Annotated in this window: 20 protein-coding genes; 12 read left to right on the top strand and 8 right to left on the bottom strand. The window is 62.0% G+C overall.

Annotation, left to right across the window (positions count from 1 at the left end):
• Positions 1–171 precede the first annotated feature (171 nt).
• The 8 genes from HX807_RS13310 (at position 172) to HX807_RS13345 (ending at position 9,187) form a co-directional block, all read left to right on the top strand.
• Positions 172–2,094 (top strand): putative nucleotidyltransferase substrate binding domain-containing protein, encoded by a 1,923-nt coding sequence (locus tag HX807_RS13310; RefSeq protein ID WP_177050206.1) that lies wholly within the window; start codon positions 172–174, stop codon positions 2,092–2,094.
• Entirely contained in the window at positions 2,091–2,798 is a 708-nt protein-coding gene (locus HX807_RS13315) for a PolC-type DNA polymerase III (RefSeq protein ID WP_008434358.1), read from the top strand. Before HX807_RS13310 ends, HX807_RS13315 begins: the two co-directional genes overlap by 4 nt.
• Before the next feature lie 260 nt (positions 2,799–3,058).
• Positions 3,059–3,577, top strand: a complete 519-nt coding sequence (locus tag HX807_RS13320) for an RNA polymerase sigma factor (RefSeq protein WP_177050208.1) — start codon at positions 3,059–3,061, stop codon at positions 3,575–3,577.
• Positions 3,574–4,542 carry a FecR family protein gene (locus HX807_RS13325; RefSeq protein ID WP_177050210.1) on the top strand — a complete coding sequence of 323 codons (969 nt, stop codon included), beginning with the start codon at positions 3,574–3,576 and terminating at the stop codon, positions 4,540–4,542. The genes HX807_RS13320 and HX807_RS13325 overlap by 4 nt, the downstream gene beginning before the upstream one ends.
• Positions 4,543–4,753: 211 nt before the next feature.
• Positions 4,754–7,183, top strand: coding sequence for a TonB-dependent siderophore receptor (locus HX807_RS13330; protein WP_177008823.1), 2,430 nt, complete (start codon positions 4,754–4,756; stop codon positions 7,181–7,183).
• Between the two features lie 62 nt (positions 7,184–7,245).
• Positions 7,246–8,349, top strand: coding sequence for a PepSY domain-containing protein (locus HX807_RS13335; RefSeq protein ID WP_003209218.1), 1,104 nt, complete (start codon positions 7,246–7,248; stop codon positions 8,347–8,349).
• Positions 8,346–8,522: a hypothetical protein gene (locus tag HX807_RS13340; RefSeq protein WP_003209216.1), complete on the top strand. Its 177-nt coding sequence runs from the start codon at positions 8,346–8,348 to the stop codon at positions 8,520–8,522. Before HX807_RS13335 ends, HX807_RS13340 begins: the two co-directional genes overlap by 4 nt.
• A gap of 35 nt (positions 8,523–8,557) precedes the next feature.
• Positions 8,558–9,187 (top strand): glutathione S-transferase, encoded by a 630-nt coding sequence (locus tag HX807_RS13345; protein ID WP_003209214.1) that lies wholly within the window; start codon positions 8,558–8,560, stop codon positions 9,185–9,187.
• Positions 9,188–9,388: 201 nt separating this feature from the next.
• On the opposite strand, the gene creD is transcribed toward HX807_RS13345, so the two are convergent.
• Genes creD through HX807_RS13365 form a run of 4 tightly spaced genes read right to left on the bottom strand, consistent with a single transcriptional unit; the run spans position 9,389 to position 13,408 of the window.
• Positions 9,389–10,738, bottom strand: a complete 1,350-nt coding sequence (gene creD, locus HX807_RS13350) for a cell envelope integrity protein CreD (protein ID WP_177050212.1) — start codon at positions 10,736–10,738, stop codon at positions 9,389–9,391.
• Between the two features lie 52 nt (positions 10,739–10,790).
• Positions 10,791–12,230 (bottom strand): two-component system sensor histidine kinase CreC, encoded by a 1,440-nt coding sequence (creC, locus tag HX807_RS13355; protein WP_102370057.1) that lies wholly within the window; start codon positions 12,228–12,230, stop codon positions 10,791–10,793.
• Positions 12,230–12,898 carry a two-component system response regulator CreB gene (gene creB, locus HX807_RS13360; protein WP_003209207.1) on the bottom strand — a complete coding sequence of 223 codons (669 nt, stop codon included), beginning with the start codon at positions 12,896–12,898 and terminating at the stop codon, positions 12,230–12,232. The genes creC and creB overlap by 1 nt, the downstream gene beginning before the upstream one ends.
• A gap of 9 nt (positions 12,899–12,907) precedes the next feature.
• The gene (locus HX807_RS13365) at positions 12,908–13,408 is read right to left on the bottom strand and encodes an ATP-dependent zinc protease (protein WP_003209205.1); all 501 of its coding nucleotides are present in this window, start codon (positions 13,406–13,408) and stop codon (positions 12,908–12,910) included.
• Between the two features lie 173 nt (positions 13,409–13,581).
• On the opposite strand from HX807_RS13365, the gene HX807_RS13370 reads away from it, so the two are divergent.
• On the top strand, positions 13,582–14,469 hold the full coding sequence (locus tag HX807_RS13370) for an acyltransferase (RefSeq protein WP_087694754.1): 888 nt from the start codon (positions 13,582–13,584) through the stop codon (positions 14,467–14,469).
• Here HX807_RS13370 and HX807_RS13375 read toward each other — a convergent pair.
• Positions 14,466–15,035 carry a DUF2780 domain-containing protein gene (locus HX807_RS13375; RefSeq protein ID WP_003209203.1) on the bottom strand — a complete coding sequence of 190 codons (570 nt, stop codon included), beginning with the start codon at positions 15,033–15,035 and terminating at the stop codon, positions 14,466–14,468. The genes HX807_RS13370 and HX807_RS13375 overlap by 4 nt on opposite strands.
• A gap of 153 nt (positions 15,036–15,188) precedes the next feature.
• Here HX807_RS13375 and HX807_RS13380 point away from each other — a divergent pair, with 153 nt between their 5' ends.
• From HX807_RS13380 to HX807_RS13390, 3 genes are all read left to right on the top strand, one after another.
• The gene (locus tag HX807_RS13380) at positions 15,189–15,824 is read left to right on the top strand and encodes a sigma-70 family RNA polymerase sigma factor (protein ID WP_177050214.1); all 636 of its coding nucleotides are present in this window, start codon (positions 15,189–15,191) and stop codon (positions 15,822–15,824) included.
• Complete coding sequence (locus HX807_RS13385) at positions 15,821–16,498, top strand: anti-sigma factor domain-containing protein (protein WP_003209197.1); 678 nt, start codon at positions 15,821–15,823, stop codon at positions 16,496–16,498. Before HX807_RS13380 ends, HX807_RS13385 begins: the two co-directional genes overlap by 4 nt.
• Before the next feature lie 84 nt (positions 16,499–16,582).
• Positions 16,583–17,041, top strand: a complete 459-nt coding sequence (locus tag HX807_RS13390; protein ID WP_177050216.1) for an anti-sigma factor domain-containing protein — start codon at positions 16,583–16,585, stop codon at positions 17,039–17,041.
• A 65-nt stretch (positions 17,042–17,106) separates the two neighbouring features.
• Here HX807_RS13390 and fdhA read toward each other — a convergent pair whose 3' ends face one another.
• From fdhA to HX807_RS13405, 3 genes are all read right to left on the bottom strand, one after another.
• Positions 17,107–18,306, bottom strand: a complete 1,200-nt coding sequence (fdhA, locus tag HX807_RS13395) for a formaldehyde dehydrogenase, glutathione-independent (RefSeq protein WP_003209194.1) — start codon at positions 18,304–18,306, stop codon at positions 17,107–17,109.
• Positions 18,307–18,500: 194 nt separating this feature from the next.
• On the bottom strand, positions 18,501–19,358 hold the full coding sequence (gene purU, locus HX807_RS13400) for a formyltetrahydrofolate deformylase (RefSeq protein ID WP_003209192.1): 858 nt from the start codon (positions 19,356–19,358) through the stop codon (positions 18,501–18,503).
• A 120-nt stretch (positions 19,359–19,478) separates the two neighbouring features.
• Positions 19,479–20,111 (bottom strand): sarcosine oxidase subunit gamma, encoded by a 633-nt coding sequence (locus HX807_RS13405; protein WP_177050218.1) that lies wholly within the window; start codon positions 20,109–20,111, stop codon positions 19,479–19,481.
• Positions 20,112–20,149 lie beyond the last annotated feature (38 nt).

The raw sequence follows: 20,149 nt of genomic DNA on the forward strand, positions 1-20,149 counted from the left end.
CGTCGGAAAGTTTGCCTAGTGGGCGTTCTACGGGGTTTGGACGATATTCATGTAAGGTTTTTCCCTAGTAAGTGAGGGCGAATCGCTACCTAGACTTACGTCCAATGGGCACCCGCAGCGCAGGAGTCGACCATGGGGCACGATAACGACAAAAAAACTGCGGTCATAGGTATGAGTAAAGCTGATGCTTTCACACAAGCGGGGAAAACCGCTGTGTTGCAGAACATCCACGGCACCCTGCAATTCCTGCAACGTTTCCCGCCGTTCAACCAAATGGAAAACGCCCACCTGGGATTTCTGGTAGAGCAGTGTCAATTGCGCTTCTACGGCCCCGGCGAGAGCATCCTCAAGCCCTCGGGCGGGCCGGTGGAACACTTCTATATCGTCAAGCAGGGGCGCGTAGTCGGCGAGCGGCCGGACTCGACAGAAACCACCTTTGAAATCACCACCGGTGAATGTTTTCCGCTGGCGGCGCTGCTGGGGGAGCGGGCCACCCGTACCGAGCACAAAGCCGCCGAAGACACCTTCTGCCTGCAACTGAACAAGCCGGCCTTTATCAAGCTGTTCGCCCTTTCCAGCGCGTTTCGCGACTTTGCCTTGCGCGGCGTGAGCAGCTTGCTGGACCAGGTCAACCAGCAAGTCCAGCAAAAGGCCGTGGAAACCCTCGGCACCCAATATTCGCTGAACACCCGCCTGGGCGAATTGGCCATGCGTCACCCGGTCACCTGCAGCCCGCTGACGCCGCTGCGTGAAGCGGTCACGCAAATGCACGAGCAGCAAGTGGGCAGCATTGTGATCGTCGATGAACACAAGGCGCCCCTGGGGATTTTCACCCTGCGGGACCTGCGCCAGGTGGTGGCCGACGGCACCAGTGATTTCAACCAGGGCATCGAGCGCCATATGACCCAGGCGCCGTTTTTCCTCACGCCGGACCACAGCGCCTTCGACGCGGCGATTGCGATGACCGAACGGCATATCGCCCACGTGTGCCTGGTCAAGGATCAGCGCCTGTGTGGCGTGGTGTCCGAGCGTGACCTGTTTTCCCTGCAGCGGGTGGACCTGGTGCACCTGGCGCGCACCATCCGCAATGCGCCCAGGGTCGAAAACCTGGTGGCGATTCGCGGCGAAATCGGCCAGTTGGTGGAGCGCATGCTCGCCCACGGCGCGTCGTCTACGCAGATCACCCACATCATCACCTTGCTCAACGATCACACGGTGTGCCGTGTCATCGAGTTGACCCTGGCCGACAAGGGCGACCCGGGCGTGCCATTCAGCTGGCTGTGTTTCGGCAGCGAGGGCCGCCGCGAGCAGACGCTGTATACCGACCAGGACAACGGCATCCTGTTCGAAGCCCGGGACGCCGCCGAAGCCGCCGAGATTCGCGGGCGCCTGCTGCCGCTGGCACAACAGATCAACCAGAGCCTGGCGCTGTGCGGCTTCAGCCTGTGCAAGGGCAATATCATGGCCGGTAACCCGGAGCTGTGCCTGTCCCGGGCGGAATGGGCGCGGCGCTTTGCCGGGTTTATCCGTGAGGCGACGCCGGAGAATCTGCTGGGTTCGAGCATCTATTTTGATTTGCGGGTGGTGTGGGGCGATGAGCAAGGGTGCGAGCAATTGCGCCAGGGCATTCTCGACCAGGTGGCAGACAACCGTTTGTTCCAGCGCATGCTGGCCGAGAACGCGTTGCGCCAGCGCCCGCCGGTAGGGCGCTTCCGGGATTTTGTGTTGACGCGCAGAGGCGCCGACAAGGCAACCCTCGACCTCAAGGTGCAAGGCCTCACGCCATTTGTCGACGGTGCCCGTCTGCTGGCATTGGCCAACGGCATCAGCGCCATCAACACCCTGGAGCGCTTGCGCCAACTGGTGGCCAGGGAAGTCATCGAACGCCTTGATGGCGCCGCCTATGAAGAGGCCTATCACTTCATCCAGCAAACCCGCATGCAACAACACCAACTGCAAACCCGCGAGAACCTGCCCTACTCCAACCGCGTCGATCCCGACAGCCTCAACCACCTCGACCGGCGCATCCTGCGCGAATCCCTGCGCCAGGCCCAACGCCTGCAAGGCAGCCTGACGTTGCGGTATCAGCTGTGAGCTGGTTTGGCTGGTTGCGCAAACCCAAACCTGGCCTGGATGCGGCACAACAACGGCGCGTCGAACAATTGCCCACACCTGGGGAGCTGGGGGACGGATCGCTGCGGGCCCAGCGCTGGGTGGTGGTGGACCTGGAAACCAGCGGCCTGAACCTCAATCGTGACCAGGTGCTTTCGATTGGCGCCGTGGTGATCGAGGACGGCGCAGTGGACTTCTCGCAATTATTCGAGCGCACCCTGCACCGGGCCGAGACCAAGCTCAGCCCCAGCGTGCTGATCCATGGCCTGGGGCCCAGCGCCATTGCAGCGGGCAGTGACCCGGCAGAAGCGCTGATGGACTTCATGGAGTTTGTCGGCGACAGCCCGCTGCTGGCGTTTCATGCGCCCTTCGATCAACACATGCTGTGCCGGGCACTCAAGGACAGCCTGGGCTATCGCTTGAACCACCCGTTCCTGGACGTGGCCGACATCGCCCCGCTGCTGTGCCCCGACGCGAACATCCGCGAGGCCGGGCTGGATGACTGGATCACGCATTTCAAGCTGCAAGTGGGCGAGCGTCACCATGCCAGTGCGGATGCGCTGGCAACGGCGGAACTGATGCTGATTTTGTTCAGCCGCGCACGGCAGCAGCAGATCGACAGCCCGCACGCGTTACAACAGCGCCTGGGCCAATGGAAACGCCGCAAGCAGGCGCCCTCATTCTAATGGTGGCGAGGGAGCTTGCTCCCGCTGGGGTGCGAAGCGCCCCCAAATCAGCCAACCCATTTCCAACTGAATAAATGCATTGCCTGGATTACGACTGCTGCGCAGCCGAGCGGGAGCAAGCTCCCTCGCCACAGTAAGCGGCATCACCATGATAGATAGCATTACGCCGCCGCCCGACCAACGCCAATTGCACCCGCCTTACACCTCTGCCACAATCGCGAATAATTCTCGTTAGTTTAAACTTTCCGATCGGTGTCGCCTTGTCGTCAATCCAAAGTCCCCACAGTGAGCTTGTTGGCGCGTTGTACCGCGACCATCGCAGCTGGCTGTTGGCGTGGCTGCGACGCAACGTGGCCTGCCCCAGCCGCGCCGAAGACCTCAGCCAGGACACCTTCATGCGCCTGCTGGGCCGTGAAGAACTGCGTGAACCCCGCGAGCCGCGGGCGTTTCTGGTGGCCATCGCCAAGGGCCTGCTGTTCGATTATTTCCGCCGCGCCGCGCTGGAACAGGCTTACCTCACCGAACTGATGCTGATCCCGGAAAGCGAGCACCCGTCCCCGGAAGAACAGCAACTGATCCTCGAAGACCTCAAGGCCATCGACCGCCTGCTGGGCAAACTCTCGAGCAAGGCCCGCGCGGCCTTCCTCTACAACCGCCTCGACGGCATGGGCCACGCCGAAATCGCCCAGCGCCTGGGGGTTTCCGTGCCGCGGGTGCGGCAATACCTGGCCCAGGGTATCCGCCAGTGCTACATCGCCCTGTATGGCGAGCCGGTGTGAGCCCGGTCAGTTCCAAGCCGGTGTCGGCGCGGGTGCTCGACGCGGCCATTGCCTGGCAACTGTCCCTCGACTCGGGCGACGGCAGCGCCGTGGAGCAGGAAGAATTCGCCAAATGGCTGGCCAGCAACGAAGAACACGCCCGCGCCTGGCGCCAGTTGGGCATGCTCGATCAGCGTTTCAGTGTGGCCTCGGGCCCGGCCCGTGCGGCATTGCTGCAGTCGCGCGAAGGCATTCGCCGCCGCGTGCGCAAGCTCGGCAGCGGCCTGGCCAGTGTGGTGCTGGTGTGCGGCCTGGCATTGTTCGTCGGCCAGCGCTACGTGCCGCTCAACTATTGGCTGGCAGACCAGCGCACCGCCACCGGTGAACAGCGCACCCTGAAGCTGGCGGATGGCACCGTGATCAACCTCAACACCCACAGCGCCATTGACGTGCGCTTTGACGAGAAACGTCGGCTGATCGTATTGCAGGAAGGCGAGATCCTTGTCGAAACCGGCCACAGCGACGCCCGCCCGTTTTTTGTCGAAACCCGCGAAGGCAGCCTGCGCGCCCTGGGCACACGGTTTATCGTCAAGCGCGAGGAAGATGGCACCCGCCTCAGCGTGTTGCAGTCTGCCGTCGGCGCACAGCCTGAAGCGCTGCATCAAGAGCAGATCTTCAAGGAAGGCCAGCAAGTGCTGATGCGCCGCGACAGCCTCGGCCCGATGCTTGCCGTCAGCCCCGGCACCGACGCCTGGACGCGCGGCATGCTGGTGGTGGACAACGCGCGGCTCGGCGATGTGGTTGCCGAACTGAGCCGCTACCGCACCGGTTACCTGGGTGTGGATAAACAGGTGGCCGACCTGCGGATTACCGGCAGCTTTCCGTTGCACGACACCAACCTGGCACTGAACGCGCTGCTGCCGACCTTGCCGGTGCAGATTCAACAACACACGCCGTGGTGGGTGACGGTGGCGCCCAAGCCTTAGGCTCCTGTGGTGCATAGGCCATTGTCATCGCAGGCAAGCCAGCTCCCACAGGTGGAATGCGTTCCCCTGTGGGAGCTGACTTGCCTGCGATGAGGCCCTCAAAAACAGCACTCACCCACTAATCGAAATTATTTTCATCGAGCCCTATCACTTTTTGCATCTCGCTCGGCACATAGGCAATTGAGAAATATTTCCATTCAGGAGCCGCCCTATGTCCCGCACGCTAGACACCTTGTTGCGCCCCAGCCTGTTGGCCGTGGCCATTGCCCTCAGCGCCCCGCTGGCCAGCACCCAGTTGCTCGCCGCCGAACAAGCGTCCAGTGTGCGCGCCTACAATCTGCCGGCAGCGTCGCTGGCCACCACCCTGAACCAGATCGCCAGCCAGGCCGGTTTGGCGCTGACGCTGAACCCGGGGTTGGCAGCGGGCAAGACTTCCGCGCCGGTAAAAGGGCAATTCGATGCACAAGGCGCATTGCGTGAAGCGTTGCGCGGGACCGGGCTGCAACTGGAGCAAAGCAGTGCAGGCACGTTCAGCCTGGTAGCGATCCCGGATGGGGTCGTGGCATTGCCGGAGACCAGCATTACCGGCCAGGCCGACGCGGAAAGCGCATGGGGGCCGGTTGATGGTTACCTGGCGACCCGCACCGCTGCCGGCACCAAGACCGATACCGCACTGGTCGAAGCCCCGCGTTCGATCTCCGTCGCCACTCGCCAGCAAATGCAGGACCGCAACGTCCAGAACCTGGATGACGCCGTCAAATACATGCCCGGTATCGTGTCCGCCAGCTACGGCAGTGACACCCGCTACGACTGGATGCGTGTACGCGGCTTCGAACCCACCCAGTTCCTCGACGGATTGCCGCTGCCACGCGGCGTGTATGCCAACCCGAAAGCCGAAACCTGGAACCTCGACCGCCTTGCGCTGCTGCGTGGGCCGGCCTCGTCGGTCTACGGCCAGACGCCACCGGGTGGCCTGCTGGATATGGTCAGCCGCCGCCCCAGCGCTGAATCGAGCAATGCCATCCAGGTGCAGTACGGCAGCGACAACTACCGCCAGATCAACTTCGCCAGCACCGGCAAGATCGATGATGAAGGCCAGTTTCTCTACGGCCTCAGCGGTGTGGTGCGCGACGCCGGCACCCAGGTCGATCACATCGACAACAAGCGCTACAACATCGCCCCCAGCCTGACCTGGAATATTGATACCGACACCAAGCTGACGTTCCTGTCGCAGTTCACCCGCGACGATACCGGTGCTACCAGTCAGTTCCTGCCCATTGTCGGCACCAAGATCAAATCGCCGCTGGGGGACATCTCTCATCACAAGAACCTCGGCGACCCGGACTACGAGTACTACGACCGCACCTACTACGCGCTGGGCTACGCCTTCGAGCATCGCTTCAACGATACCTGGCAGTTCAAGCAGAACCTGCGTTACACCAAGTCGGAGCTGGCTTTCCAGCAGCTGACCGTGGGTTCCTACGGTTACTCGACCATTGATGCCGAGGGCAATACCAGCCGCTCGTCGACCAACGTGGACGAAAACATCGGCCAGTTCGCCGTCGACAACAATTTCCAGGCTGACTTCGCCACCGGTGATATCACCCACACGCTGTTGCTCGGCCTGGATCACCAGCGCACCGACACCTCGTACCTGTCGATCTTCGGTGACGGCGGCACAGTCAACCTCTACAACCCCGTCAACACCAAGCCGGTGGTGCGTCCGGCGCGCTCCACCGCTTATTACGACTACAACCAGAAAACCATCCAGACTGGCCTTTACGCCCAGGACCAGATGGCCCTGGACAAGTGGCGCCTGACCCTCGGCGGGCGTGAAGACTGGGTGCACCAAGGCACCACCTACTTCAACAAAAACGATGCAACCAATACCGACCGCAGCAAGAACTTCAGTGGCAACGCCGCGCTGAGCTATGTGTTCGATTCGGGCTTCGTTCCGTACCTCTCCTACGCCGAATCGTTCCAGCCAGCGAGTAACGCCAGCGTCTCGCCAACCGAGTCGTACAAACCCACCGAGGGCAAGCAATGGGAGCTGGGGGTCAAGTACCAGCCACCCGGCTCAAATACCCTGCTGAGCGCTGCGGTGTACGACCTGACCCAAAAGAACGTGCTGGTTACCAGCTTCGGTGCCGGTGGCCAGTCGATCACCGACCAGACCGGCGAAGTGAAGGTCAAGGGCCTGGAATTGGAAGCCGTCTCTGACGTGACCGAGAACCTTAAGGTCATCGCGGCATACACCCTGGCCAAATCCGAAGTGCAAAAAGGCCAATACAAAGGCAACCGCCTGCAACTGATGCCAAACCAGCAAGCCTCACTGTGGACCGACTACACCTGGCACGCCGGTGTGCTCGACGGTTTCGGCATTGGCGCGGGTGCCCGCTACACCGGCAATACCTATGGCGACCAGGGCAACACCTGGCTGGGCAAGGCCAATGCCTACACCGTGTTCGATGCCTCCGTGCATTACGACCTCGGCCGCCTGGACAACAGCCTCAAGGGGGCTTCGGTGAAACTGAATGCCACCAACCTGTTCGACAAGGACTACATTTCCACCTGCGATGCTTCCTACTGCTACTACGGCGACCAACGCAGCGTCGTCGCCAGTGCCACCTACCAGTGGTAATCGGCTGAGTTAACAACCGGGCCGCCCCCGTGGGCGGCTTCGGTGTGTCTGAAGGCTAGAAAATGAAAAGCAAAACCATCCGCCGCTGGTCCTTCATCCACACCTGGACCAGCCTCGTCTGCACCGTATTCCTGCTGCTGCTCGCCCTCACCGGCCTGCCGTTGATCTTCCACCACGAGATCGACCACCTGCTGGGCAACGAACCCGAGCTGGCACAGATGCCCGCCGATACCCCACAGCTGAACCTCGAACAGCTTGTTGCCAAAGCCCAGGCCCATCGCCCCGGCGAAGCCATGCAATACCTGGCCTGGGACGAAGACGACAAGAACGGCGTGATCGCGATCATGGCCGCCACCGCCGGCACCGAACCCAATTCCTCCCACACCTTCATGCTCGACGCCCGCACCGGCGAGGCCGTGGAAACGCCTTCGGCCAACGGCGGGCTGACGATGTTCCTGCTGCGCCTGCACGTTGATATGTTCGCAGGGCTGCCGGGCAAGTTGCTGCTGGCGTTCATGGGCATTCTGTTTGTGCTGGCGATCATCTCCGGCACGGTGTTGTACCTGCCGTTCATGCGCCGGCTGAAATTCGCCACCGTGCGCCAGGACAAATCCACGCGCCTGCGCTGGCTCGACCTGCACAACCTGATCGGCGTGGTCACCCTGACCTGGGCGCTGGTAGTGGGCGTGACCGGCGTGATCAGCGCCTGCGCCGACCTGATCATCGCCGCGTGGCGCACCGACAGCCTCAGCGCAATGATCGAGCCTTACAAAAACGCCCCGCCGCTGACCCTGCGCGCCCCCGCCACAGACCTGCTGACGATTGCCGCCAAGGCCGCGCCCGGGATGGAGCCGGACTTTATCGCGTTCCCCGGCACGCGTTTCTCCAGCGAGCATCACTACGCGGTGTTCATGAAAGGCAGCACCCACCTGACTTCACACCTGCTGACGCCGGTATTGATCGACGCCAGCAACCTGCACGTCACCGCCATCGCCGAACGGCCGTGGTACATGGACGCCATGGGCATGTCCCAGCCGCTGCACTTCGGTGACTACGGCGGCATGCCGATGAAGATCCTGTGGGCGGTGCTGGATGTGCTGACCATCATCGTCCTGGGCAGTGGCGTGTACCTGTGGCTGGTGCGGCGCAAGGCGGCCAAGTCATGAAGCCGAGGCAATCGAGTTTCTGGAAGGTATTCGGCATTCCGCTGGCCATCGGGTTGTTGAGTGCTGCCGGATTGTTTGCGGCATTGCTGGGGGACGGCTTGTGGGATTCGCTGAGCTGGGTGGGGCTGGGCATTCCGGCCGCCATAGGTAGCTGGGCGTTGCTCAAGCGTTGAGATAGATTAGCGCTGCCCTTTTCCGAGGAATGCCCATGTCCACCCCCAGCATGACGTTGTTCCACAACCCTGCCTCGCCGTTTGTGCGCAAAGTACGGGTGTTGTTGCACGAGACCGGTCAACTGGACCGCGTGACCTTGCACGCCTGCGTGCCGACGCCGGTCAAGCCCGACGCCGATGTAATCCTGGACAACGCGCTGGGCAAGATCCCCGCCCTGCGCCTGGCCGACGGCAATGCGCTGCACGACAGCCGGGTGATCCTCGATTACCTCGACTACCAACACACCGGGACTCCACTGATCCCCCGTAACGGCCCGGCCCGCTGGCGGCGCCTGACCCTGGCCTCGACCGCCGACGGCATCATGGATGCCGCCGTACTGGTGCGTTATGAAACCGCCATGCGCCCCGAGGAAAAACATTGGGACCTGTGGCTGGAAGGCCAGCGCGACAAGATCCGCCGCGCCCTCGACATGCTCGAACAGGACGCCATCGCCGAACTGGCCGGGCCGTTTGACGTGGCCGCGATCAGCGTGGCGTGTGCACTGGCTTATCTGGACTTCCGCCACCCGGACATGCAGTGGCGGTCGAGCCATCCGAAGCTGGCGGCGTGGTATGCCGAGGTGAGTCAGCGGCCGTCGATGCTCCAGACCCAGCCACCGGCCTAACCTGCTGCAAGGGTTCTTTTGTGGTGAGGGAGCTTGCTCCCGCTGGAGTGCGAAGCGCTCCCAGGATTTTTGGGGCCGCTGCGCAGCCCAGCGGGAGCAAGCTCCCTCGCCACAAAAAGCTCCCGGGCCAAAGGGAATAGCGCGTTAATCCTCACCACTAACTGCGCGCCCTCTTGCTGATCTTCCCGCAACCCCAACGACTTACTCATCACCCATCTCCTTGCGTTTGCCCACGCCATACCAATCCAGCTTGCGGGTCAGCACCATCACCGTGCCCAGCAACCCGAACAGCAGCAACGAGCCCATCAACAACGCGTAATCCTCGGCACTCAGCAACCCGTACAGCAAGCCATACAACGCCGCCAACCCTGCTGAAAACCCCAGGCCATGGGCGACACTGCGCAGCACATGGCAGACGTAAAACCCGATCAACAACACACAGGCCGCCGCCGATATCAGGTACGCCGGGCCAAACCCGATGTGCTCGGACAATGACAACAACAGCAAATAGAAAAACGCCAGGGCAACCCCCACCAACGCGTACTGGATCGGGTGCACCGCCAGGCTCTTGAGCACCTCGAACAGGAAGAAACCGGCAAACGTCAGGGCAATGAACAGCAGCGCATATTTGATCGCCCGATCGCTCTTGAGGTACTGGTCCACCGGGTCGATAAAGCTCACGCCGAAGCTGCGGCTGTTGAAGTCGTCACAGCCGCGCTCGGCCAGGCAACCGCGCAGTGCTTCTTCCAGGTTGGTGGAGAAGAATGTGGTCTGCCAATTGGCGCTGAAGCCTTGGGCGGTGACCTCGCGCTGTGTCGGCAGGAAGTTGCCGATAAAGCTCGGGTGCGGCCAGTTGGACGCCAGCTTGACCTGGCTGGTCTTGCCCACCGGCACCACTTGCAGCTGCTCGGTGCCTTGCAGGCGCAGGTCAAAGGCGAAGTCAAAAGGCGCCGGCTTCTTGCTGTCCTGCTCGGGCAGCACCACGTGCACACCCTCCCCCAGCCAAGCCACTTGAGTGCCCGGGGAAAACGCCAGTTGCTGGCTGCCCAGCTCCAGCTTCAACGCATTTTCGATGCCGCGAATGTCGCTGATACCCACTGCCAGATACGCCGGGTCAAAGCGGTAATCGGCAAAGTTTTCCGTGATGCCCCACTGCTCCGGCAACACAAACCGCCCACTGATACGGCTGTCGGCGTGGAACAACCGCGCCTGGTAGATGCCCCGGGCGCGCACTTCGGTTTGCACCTGCCCGTCGAGGGCAAATTGCTCCGGCAGGAAATACAGATGACCACGCACCTCGCGGGTTTCTTCGTAGCGTTCGTTGAGCTTTTCATTGAGCTTCCACTCCCGGACGGTCTTGCGATAAGGCACCACCAGCACCGGGCCATTGAGGCGCTGGCTGTAGCTGGAACTGCGGGCGATATCCTGCAAGACGTCGTCGCGCAGTTGCTGACGGTCGGTAATCACCCCGTGGATCATCAGCAACGGAATCAACAACAGCACGATCAGCAGCGCGATGGCGCCCAATTTGAAAAGCAGATTGCGGTTCATGAAGCTCTCCCTGTTTTGATGGGGGAGAGTCTGGCGGGCGCTTAAGGGGGATTTATGAAGGGAATGTGGAGACTGTGTGGAGATGCAGTTTTACCTGCACGCCGCCGGGCACGTTGCCGATCTGCAGTGAGCCGCCGTGCAGCTTCATCACCTCTTCGACAAAATTCAGCCCAAGGCCGGTGCTCTTGCGCCCACTGGCCGGGCGCGGCAGGGAATAGAAGCGCTCGCTCAGGCGCGGCAACGCGTACTCGGGAATGGCGTCGGCCTGGTTGAACAGGGTGAATTCGATCCCGTCATCCAAGGCCTTGGCGCTGAACCGCAATGTGCCACCGGGCGGTGTGAAATCCAGCGCGTTTTCCAGCAGGTTACCCAGCGCCTGGCGCAGCAGGAACGGCTCGCCATACACCTGCAGATCCGCGGCAATCGCCTGCTCGACCTGCAACCCGGCGCCTTCAATGCGCGCACATTGAGCCCTGAGCACTTCGTCCACCAGCGCCGCCAACGACAGGCTGGCCTGGTCCTCAAGGCCCTGGCGCTGCTCCACCTGCGCCAGGTTCAGCAAGCGTTCGATCAACTGCTGCAAGCGCGCACTTTCACTGTCGATATTGCTCACGAAACGCTGCTGCTGGTCACGGGACATGTCGCCCTGCAACAGCTCCGCCGCACCACGAATCGCCGCCAGCGGGCTTTTCAATTCGTGGGTCAGGGTGTGCACATAACGTTCGACGTACGCCTTGCCTTCCAGCTGGGTGCGCATGTGCTCCACGGCGGTGGACAACTGCTCCAGTTCACCGCCGCGATAGTGCGGCAACTCGGCACGCCGGCCTTCACTCACCGCCTGGGCATACGCCGTCAGCCGGCGCAGTGCGACACTCAACCACCACGACAACAGCGCACCAAACAGCAAGCCCAGGGCGACCAGCCCGGCGCCGTACCACAGCAGCCGGTCTTCGGTGCGGTCCACATAGGGTTGCAGTGAACTGTTGGGCTTGGCCACAGTAACCACGCCGATGATCTGCCCGCTATCGCGGATCGGCGCGCCGACGTGCATCACCGAAGAGGCAGGGTCGTCCAGTTCGCTGCGGGTCGAGCGCGCACCGTATTCGCCGCGCAGGGTCAGGTACACGTCATTCCACTTCGAGTAATCCTCGCCTACGGCCTCGCCGCTGGAGTCCAGCAGCACAATGCCCTTGGCGTCGGTGACGTAGATGCGGTGGTTGACCTGGTTTTTCGGCAGGCCCCAGATATTCGCGCCGGGCTGACGCTCACCGTAGGCCTTGAGCAGTTCGGGCCAGTGGCTCTGGCCGAGGGTGCCGTTCTTCACATCGTCGCGCAGGATTTCCGCCAGCAGGTTGGCGGTGTCCACCAGGGTTTCCTCGGTGGACTGGCGCACGCCGGGGCGGATTTCCTTCATCACGGTGCTGAGTACGAAGTAGCCTGTCAGGCCGATAAACAATGCGTACACCAGGAAGAACCGAATCCCCAGGCGCATCAGCTGTTGCCCGGGCTGTAGCTGTAGCCAAGGCCGCGATGGGTCTGGATGGGCTCCGCCTCGGGCGCCACCGCGCGCAATTTGCTGCGCACGCTTTTGATGTGGCTGTCGATATTGCGCTCGTAGCCTGCGTCCGCCGCCACGCCCACCGCATCCAGCAGTTGCTCGCGGCTGAACACGCGCTCGGGTTGCTCCAAAAGGCTGTGCAGCAGACGGAATTCATGGCGAGTGAGGCTCAGGGGCTGGCCGCGATAACTGATCTGCATGCGCTCCAGGTCCACCTGGAACACCGCCGGAGCAGCACCGGGGCCCACGCGCTTGAGAATGGCCCGTACCCGCGCTGCCACTTCCCGCGGGCTGAACGGCTTGACTACATAGTCGTCAGCGCCGATCTCAAGACCCACCACGCGGTCGATCTCACCGTCCCGGGCGCTGAGGAACATCACCGGTACTTCGCTGAAACGCCGCAGTTGCTTGCAGGTTTCGAAGCCGGTGATGTCCGGCAGGCCGATGTCGAGGATGACCAGGTCCGCCGGGGTTTGCCGCTGATGGGCCAGCGCCGCCTGGCCGAGGCTCAACCAGGTGGTGGTGAAGCCCTCGCCTTGCAGGGCGAAAATCAGCGTGTCAGCGATAGCCGCTTCGTCTTCGACAATCAGGATATGCGCCATGGTGTTCCGTCAGCAGTCCGGTTTGTCCGCAGTGTAACGGCGGGCCGGGTTTACCGCAGCGCCGAATTCACGCAGGGCCTTGGCGCCGATCAGCAGCGGGTAGTTGAAGCTGCTGCGGTCGGTGAGGTTGACCTCGACGGTGCGCTTGACGTTGCCCAGGCACATTTCCAGGTCGATCACCGGGCGCTTGGCCACGGTGGCTTCGTCCTTGTCGTCATCTTCGTCGGCGCGGCTCTTGATTTTGCTGATGCGCGAAACCTTGTGCTCGTACACCTTGTTGGTGGCGTCCTTGCCGCCGAGGCGGAAGCGTACCCAGTCGTCGCCATCACGGGTGAAGGTCTCGATGTCCCGGGCCGACAGCGAGGCGGTCAGCGCGCCGGTGTCCATCTTGGCCTTGAAGGTCTCACCGATTTCCGGCAGTTGGATGTATTCGTAGCGACCATAAAGGGTCGGCTCGGCGGCCATGACAGGCAAGGCCACCAGCGTTAGCAGGGCAAGGATGGATTTCACGTAGGAGGTTTCCTTGAAATAAGTGGGCCAATTCTAGACTGCAAATTCGCTGCTTAGTTAGATCACAGAGCATACCCAGCCCGCTGTGAAACATTCGTAAGCTTATTTGCGATTTGGTCTCCAGGCCCAAGCTGCTTATCATGGCGGGCCAAAAATGATTCCAAGAGTTACTTATGCGCCGCCTGCTCACCGGCTGTTTCGTCACATTGCTGCTGTTGCTCAACACCCTGGTGCTGTTCGGGCCGCTGATGGTGTTTGCCCTGCTCAAGCTGGTGGCCCCCGGTCGCTTTCGTGACTATGCCTCCTGGGCCGTCATGTGGATCGCCGAAACCTGGGCCGAGATCGACAAGCTGATCTTCGCCCTGTGCATCCCCACCCAATGGGACATTCGCGGCGGCGGCGACCTGCGGGGTGACACTTCTTACCTGGTGATCAGCAACCATCAATCCTGGGTCGACATCCCCGCACTGATCCAGGCCCTCAACCGGCGCACGCCGTTCTTCAAGTTCTTCCTGAAAAAGGAACTGATCTGGGTACCCTTCCTGGGCCTGGCCTGGTGGGCACTCGATTACCCGTTCATGAAGCGCTACAGCAAGGCATTCCTGGCCAAGCACCCGGAACTGGCAGGCCAGGACCTGAAAATCACCAAAGAGGCCTGCGAGTTGTTCAAGCGCCAGCCGGTCACCGTGGTGAATTACCTGGAAGGCACGCGGTTCACCCCGGCCAAGCGCAAACAGCAGGCTTCACCCTTCGAGCGCCTGCTCAAGCCCAAGGCGGGTGGCGTGGCGTTCGTGCTCGCGGCGTTGGGCGAACAGCTGGATGCGGTGCTCGACGTCACCGTGGTTTATCCACAGGAAAACATTCCGGGCTTCTGGGACTTGATCAGTGGTGCGGTGCCGAAGGTGATCGTGGATATCCGTACCCGAGAGCTGGATCCGGCGTTGTGGCAGGGGGATTACGAGAACGATCCGGCGTTTCGCCAGACCGTCCAGAACTGGGTCAACCAGCTCTGGAGGGAGAAGGATGCGCGCATCGCCCAACTGCGCGCGGAGCGGCCTTAGCCGCCAGTGCCCCAGGCCGAAGCCAGTTTGCCCAGCACCGATTCGCTGGCGCCCTGGCCGCCCAGGTATTTCAGGATAACCGGCGCAAACTGGCCCACCATCCCGCTGTCCATGCCCAGCGCGCTGAACGCAGTGTTCAGGTCGTTGGTGTTTTTCACGTTACCCAACACGCCATCCAGGCCCGAGGTCTTGCTGCCGCCGCTCTGGCCGAGCATGCCGCTCAGGGCGCCGAGGCTGCCCAGGGAGTTGCTGCCGGAGAGCTTGTCCAGGCCCGGTACGCTTTTGGTCAGTTGCGAGTAATCACCGCCGCCCAATTTATTCTTGGCCAGGCCCAGCATTGCGCCGGTACCACCAACGGCCTGCTCAGGGGTCACGTTCAATTGCGAGGTCAGTGCCTGCAGCAGACCAGCGGTCTGTGAAGTGGGTGCAGCCGCTGCTGCCTTGTCGCCACCTTGTGCACCGGACACGGCATTGGCCACGTCGCCGAGGCTGAAACCTGCCGCAAATACCGGGCTGGCCGCCACGGTCAACAGGCAGGACAGGGCAAAACCGCGTGAAATCTTCATCAAGACAACCTCTGAAAGTAAGCGCAAAAAGCAGGAGTTTGACTGGGTACGCCGAAGGATTGTTCCCTCCCTGCAGATTAGTTCAGAAAACCACTGCATCCGATGCGCCTTGCGCTGCGTATATCCACCACGAGCCGCACGGAGGTAGATGGAATGAATGCCCAAGCTGGACTAACCTCAGCCTGCCCTCTTTACCGTGCGCCGTCCCATCGCTCTGTTGCAAGCGCCTGGAGAAGCCCTATTTCGACCCACGATGCAGATCAGCTACGGCAATTGCTGGCCCAGTGTTCCCTGGGTAATCGCCAGGCGTTCGAAACGCTCTATCGCAGCGTTTCCCCGCGTTTGCACGGTGTTGCCTTGCGTTTCATGGGTCGCAAGGATCTGGCCGAGGAGGTGTTGCAGGAAAGCTTCGTGCGCATCTGGTACAACGCCTCACGCTATGAGGCCCATCTGTCGGCGCCCATGACCTGGATGGTCAATATCACCCGCAACCTGGCGATCGACCAGTTGCGCAAACACCGCGAACAACCCTTGAGCGAAGGCCAGGAGGACGCCACGGCCGACGAAAGCCCCAGCGCCCATGAACAGTTCGACAGCGAGCGTGAAGCCCTCGCCCTGAACCGCTGCCTCGACAGCCTCGAAGGCATGCAGCGTCAATCGATCACCGTGGCTTACTTCCAGGGCTTGTCGTGCTCGGAATTGGCCGAACATCTGGCCGCGCCGCTGGGCTCGGTCAAATCCTGGATTCGCCGCGGCATGGAGCGCTTGCGCAGGTGCCTTGAATCATGAACTACCAGACCACCGCCCTGCGCCGCGCCCTGGCGGCTGACTACGCCATCGGGCTGATGCCTGCCACCGCCCGCCGGCGCTTTGAAGCGCTGCTGCGGGATGACGCGGCGCTGCGCGTCGAACTCGGGCACTGGCAGGATGCCCTCGCCAGCCTCACCGGGCCGCTGCCTGAACGGCCGGTGCCGGACCACGTATGGGAAGGGATCAAGGCGCGCATTGAGCCGCAAGTGCTGCATATGCCGGCGAAGAAACCGTTCTGGATGAACCTGCGCTTGCTGGTAGCGGCGTGCGGGGTGGTGATCGCGGTATTGGTGGGTGTGTTGTACCAGCGCGATCTTGGGGTGGAGTACAACGCCACGCTGGTGGCGGCTGATCAGCAGCCGGCGCTGAAGATCCAGGCCTACGCGGATCACCTGCAAGTGGAACCGCTGACCCTGGCGGCCGTGGAGCCGGCCCGCGCGCTGGAACTGTGGGCAATCCCGGCAGGCGGCAAACCCATCTCCCTGGGGTTGTTGCCGGTGTCGGGTAACGGCCGAATCCAGTTGAGCAAAGAACACCAGGCGCTGCTGACGGCGCCGCTGACCCTGGCAGTGAGCCTTGAGCCTGAGGGCGGCTCGCCGACCGGACAACCCACCGGGCCGGTGCTGTACCAGGGCCAATTGGCATCACTCTGATCCGAGGCTCAATACGACGGATGAGGAACCGATCGCCGTTAACCGGGTCCATGAAAGACTACAAAACATGTCAGGAAGAGCCTAATGACTGCGATCAACCCCCAAGTGATTGAGCACAAGCCTTCATTCTGGAACCGCCCACGCCTGTTCATCGGCGCCTGTTTGGTGATAGTGGCAGGCGTCGGCGGCGCCCTCTACACCCAGGACAGCGTCAAGGCTGCCGCATTGCTGGTGAACACCACCCAGCAACCGGCCACGCAAATCGTGGCCCACAAGGATTACCTCGAAGTGCAGCCGATTGCCGCCACGGCACCGGCTCCGGACCAAAGCCTGGAGCTGTGGGCGGTTCCGGCTGACGGCACGCCAGTGTCGCTGGGCCTGCTGCCGGAAGACGGCAAAGGCATTATCGGCATCAACCCTCGCCAGCAGGAGTCGATCAGTAAACCGGTGACACTGATGGTCAGTTCGGAAACCAAGGGTGGCTCGGTGAGCAAGCAGCCGACGGGGCCAACGGTGTATCAGGGGGCTTTGGCGATCCGCTGATTTTCCCACCCAACCGCAGATGCAAAAAAGGCGACCCTGAGGTCGCCTTTTTAATTGCCCGCGATTTAAGCCGCGCTGAACAACTTGTGCGGATCAATCACAAACTTCTTCGGCACGCCCGCATCGAACTCACCGTACCCGCGTGGCGCGTCATCCAGGCTGATGACTTCCACACCGACGATGTCGGCAATGTTGATACGGTCCCACATGATCGCCTGCATCAGTTGGCGGTTGTACTTCATCACAGGGGTTTGCCCGGTGTGGAAGCTGTGGGACTTGGCCCAGCCCAGGCCGAAACGAATGCTCAGGCTGCCCATTTTTGCAGCGGCATCCACGGCACCCGGGTCTTCGGTGACGTACAGGCCCGGAATACCGATTTTGCCAGCCACCCGCACCACGCCCATCAACGAGTTGAGCACGGTGGCCGGAGCCTCTGCCTTGGCCCCTTCATGACCATGGCCACGCGCTTCGAAACCCACGGCATCGACGGCGCAATCCACTTCCGGCTCGCCCAGCAACGCAGCGATCTGTTCGTGCAGCGGGGTGTCTTTCGACAGGTCGGCAATTTCAAAACCCTGGGCCTTGGCGTGGGCCAGGCGGATCGGGTTGACGTCACCGATGATCACCACCGCAGCGCCCAGCAGGCGAGCGGAAGCGGCAGCCGCCAGGCCTACCGGACCGGCACCGGCGATGTAGACCGTGCTGCCCGGGCCAACGCCCGCAGTGACTGCGCCGTGGTAGCCGGTGGGCAGGATGTCGGAGAGGCAAGTCAGGTCGCGGATTTTCTCCATGGCCTTGTCGCGGTCCGGCAGTTTCAACAGGTTGAAGTCGGCGTAAGGCACCAGCACGTATTCGGCCTGGCCGCCAGTCCAGTCGCCCATGTCGACATAGCCGTAGGCGCCACCGGCACGGGCCGGGTTGACGGTCAGGCACACGCCGGTGTGCTGCTCTTTGCAGGAACGGCAACGGCCGCATGCGACGTTGAACGGCACCGACACCAGGTCGCCGATCTTCAGGTTCTCGACGTCGCTGCCCTTCTCGATCACTTCGCCGGTGATTTCGTGGCCGAGGACCAGGCCGGTCTGGGCAGTGGTGCGGCCGCGCACCATGTGTTGGTCGGAGCCGCAGATGTTGGTGGAGACCACGCGCAGGATGACGCCGTGCTCAATCTTCCTGCCACGGGGGTCCTGCATTTTGGGATAGTCGATTTTCTGTACTTCGACCTTGCCGTTGCCGAGATACACGACACCACGATTACCAGACATGCTTTCACCTCGCTGTTGTTTTTATGGAACCGCGTTGCCCAGGCAGGCAGCGCGTTTAAGTGCTCGGGTACAGATGCTGTTTTTGCGTTGTTAGTAAGGGCCTCTTCGCGAGCAAGCCCGCTCCCACAGTTGACCGAGTCCTACCTTTGAAATGCGGTCGAATGTGGGAGCGGGCTTGCTCGCGAAGGCGTCCATCAGAGCACCACTGTCCGATTGGCGTTCAAGAACACCCGCCGCTCAATGTGATACCCCACGGCCCGGGCCAGGGTCAGGCCTTCGATATCCCGTCCCTTGGCAATCAAATCTTCCGGATAGTGACTGTGGTCCACCACCTCCACGCCCTGGGCGATGATCGGGCCTTCGTCCAAATCGTTATTGATGTAATGCGCAGTGGCGCCCACCAGTTTCACCCCCTTGTTGTAAGCCTGGTGATACGGCTTGGCGCCCTTGAAACCGGGCAGCAGGGAGTGGTGGATGTTGATGGCCTTACCGTCGAGCTTGCGGCACAGCTCCGGCGACAGCACTTGCATGTAGCGCGCAAGAATCACCAGTTCGGCGCCGGACTCTTCGATCACCTGCCACACCTGGCGCTCTTGCGACGGCTTGTCGTTGGGGTCCAGGGGAAAGTGGTAATACGGAATCTGGTGCCAGTCGGCCAGGGGCTTGAGGTCGGGGTGGTTGGAGACCACGGCGACCACGTCCATCGACAGTTGGCCGATGCGCTGGCGGTAGAGCAAATCGTTGAGGCAGTGATCGGCCTTGGAGACCATGATCACCACTTTCGGCCGGTAGTTCGGCGCGGTCAGTTCGAAGATCATGCCGAAGGCTTCGCCACGGGTGGCCAGGCCATCGCGGAAGGCTTGTTCGTCGAAACCATCGGGCTGGCGGAACTCCACGCGGATGAAGAACCGGCCCGAGAGCCGGTCATCGAAGGAGTGGTGCTCAGTGACGTAGCAGCCCTGCTCGAACAGGTAGCGAGTGACCGCGTCCACCGTGCCGAGCACGCTGGGGCAGTCGGCGGTCAAAATCCATGTATCGGGTACGCGGCTCATTATTCGTGACTCCTTGATCGTTCCCACGCTCTGCGTGGGAACGCCGCAATGGACGCTCTGCGTCCGCTCTTGGGACGCGGAGCGTCCCGGGATGCATTCCCACGCGGAGCGTGGGAACGATCAGGCCTGGACGCTTAAACCATACTCAGCCGCCGCATCCTGCAACCACAGCCACCAGTAATCCGAGAAGCTGCGACGAATCACCAGCTCCCAGGTGTCTTCAGCAGTATGGCGAATCACCAATTGCGACTTGGCGAACACCGTGCCCACTGCCTTGCCCACCGGGAAGCTGTTGGGGTGCACGTCGTAGCTGGTGGATTTCATCAGCACATCGCGCACGTTCGGGCCGCTGAGTTCGAGAATCTGCTGGCCGCCGCTGACGTTGACGACCTGGATATGCAAATCACCCAGCGCCTCACGCAAACTTTGCTCGGCGGCGAATTCCTCACCGCCTGGCACTACCAGCAACCACTCATCCGGACCGAGCCATTGCAGGCTGGTCTCACCCTTGACGATGACTTGCAGGGCACCGGGCAATTCGATACCCAAGGCTTTGTGCACACCGGCGGCGAAGGCTGCGTCATGGCCATCGCCACGAATGATCAGGTGGCCGAGGAGTTTCTTTTCACGCACGGTCACGCCGGCGTTCTTGCGACCCTTGCCTACCAGGCTGGCGAGGTCGGCATGGTGCAGCGACGACTCGGCCTTGGCTCCGGAGGTGGGGCGTTGTTGGTAAACATTGGCTGCTGTCATAAAGCACCTGTGTTGAATTTGATCGTTCCCACGCTCTG

Source organism: Pseudomonas sp. D8002, from assembly GCF_013385695.1.
GTDB lineage: Bacteria > Pseudomonadota > Gammaproteobacteria > Pseudomonadales > Pseudomonadaceae > Aquipseudomonas.

Excerpts from the sequence above, each read along its gene's own strand:
- HX807_RS13405 (WP_177050218.1), bottom strand. The coding sequence starts at position 20,111 with ATGACAGCAGCCAATGTTTACCAACAACGCCCCACCTCCGGAGCCAAG.
- HX807_RS13385 (WP_003209197.1), top strand. The coding sequence starts at position 15,821 with ATGAACTACCAGACCACCGCCCTGCGCCGCGCCCTGGCGGCTGACTAC.
- HX807_RS13345 (WP_003209214.1), top strand. The coding sequence starts at position 8,558 with ATGTCCACCCCCAGCATGACGTTGTTCCACAACCCTGCCTCGCCGTTT.
- fdhA (WP_003209194.1), bottom strand. The coding sequence starts at position 18,306 with ATGTCTGGTAATCGTGGTGTCGTGTATCTCGGCAACGGCAAGGTCGAA.
- HX807_RS13380 (WP_177050214.1), top strand. The coding sequence starts at position 15,189 with ATGAATGCCCAAGCTGGACTAACCTCAGCCTGCCCTCTTTACCGTGCG.
- HX807_RS13370 (WP_087694754.1), top strand. The coding sequence starts at position 13,582 with ATGCGCCGCCTGCTCACCGGCTGTTTCGTCACATTGCTGCTGTTGCTC.
- purU (WP_003209192.1), bottom strand. The coding sequence starts at position 19,358 with ATGAGCCGCGTACCCGATACATGGATTTTGACCGCCGACTGCCCCAGC.
- HX807_RS13330 (WP_177008823.1), top strand. The coding sequence starts at position 4,754 with ATGTCCCGCACGCTAGACACCTTGTTGCGCCCCAGCCTGTTGGCCGTG.
- creC (WP_102370057.1), bottom strand. The coding sequence starts at position 12,230 with ATGCGCCTGGGGATTCGGTTCTTCCTGGTGTACGCATTGTTTATCGGC.
- HX807_RS13340 (WP_003209216.1), top strand. The coding sequence starts at position 8,346 with ATGAAGCCGAGGCAATCGAGTTTCTGGAAGGTATTCGGCATTCCGCTG.
- creB (WP_003209207.1), bottom strand. The coding sequence starts at position 12,898 with ATGGCGCATATCCTGATTGTCGAAGACGAAGCGGCTATCGCTGACACG.
- HX807_RS13310 (WP_177050206.1), top strand. The coding sequence starts at position 172 with ATGAGTAAAGCTGATGCTTTCACACAAGCGGGGAAAACCGCTGTGTTG.
- HX807_RS13335 (WP_003209218.1), top strand. The coding sequence starts at position 7,246 with ATGAAAAGCAAAACCATCCGCCGCTGGTCCTTCATCCACACCTGGACC.
- HX807_RS13390 (WP_177050216.1), top strand. The coding sequence starts at position 16,583 with ATGACTGCGATCAACCCCCAAGTGATTGAGCACAAGCCTTCATTCTGG.
- creD (WP_177050212.1), bottom strand. The coding sequence starts at position 10,738 with ATGAACCGCAATCTGCTTTTCAAATTGGGCGCCATCGCGCTGCTGATC.
- HX807_RS13375 (WP_003209203.1), bottom strand. The coding sequence starts at position 15,035 with ATGAAGATTTCACGCGGTTTTGCCCTGTCCTGCCTGTTGACCGTGGCG.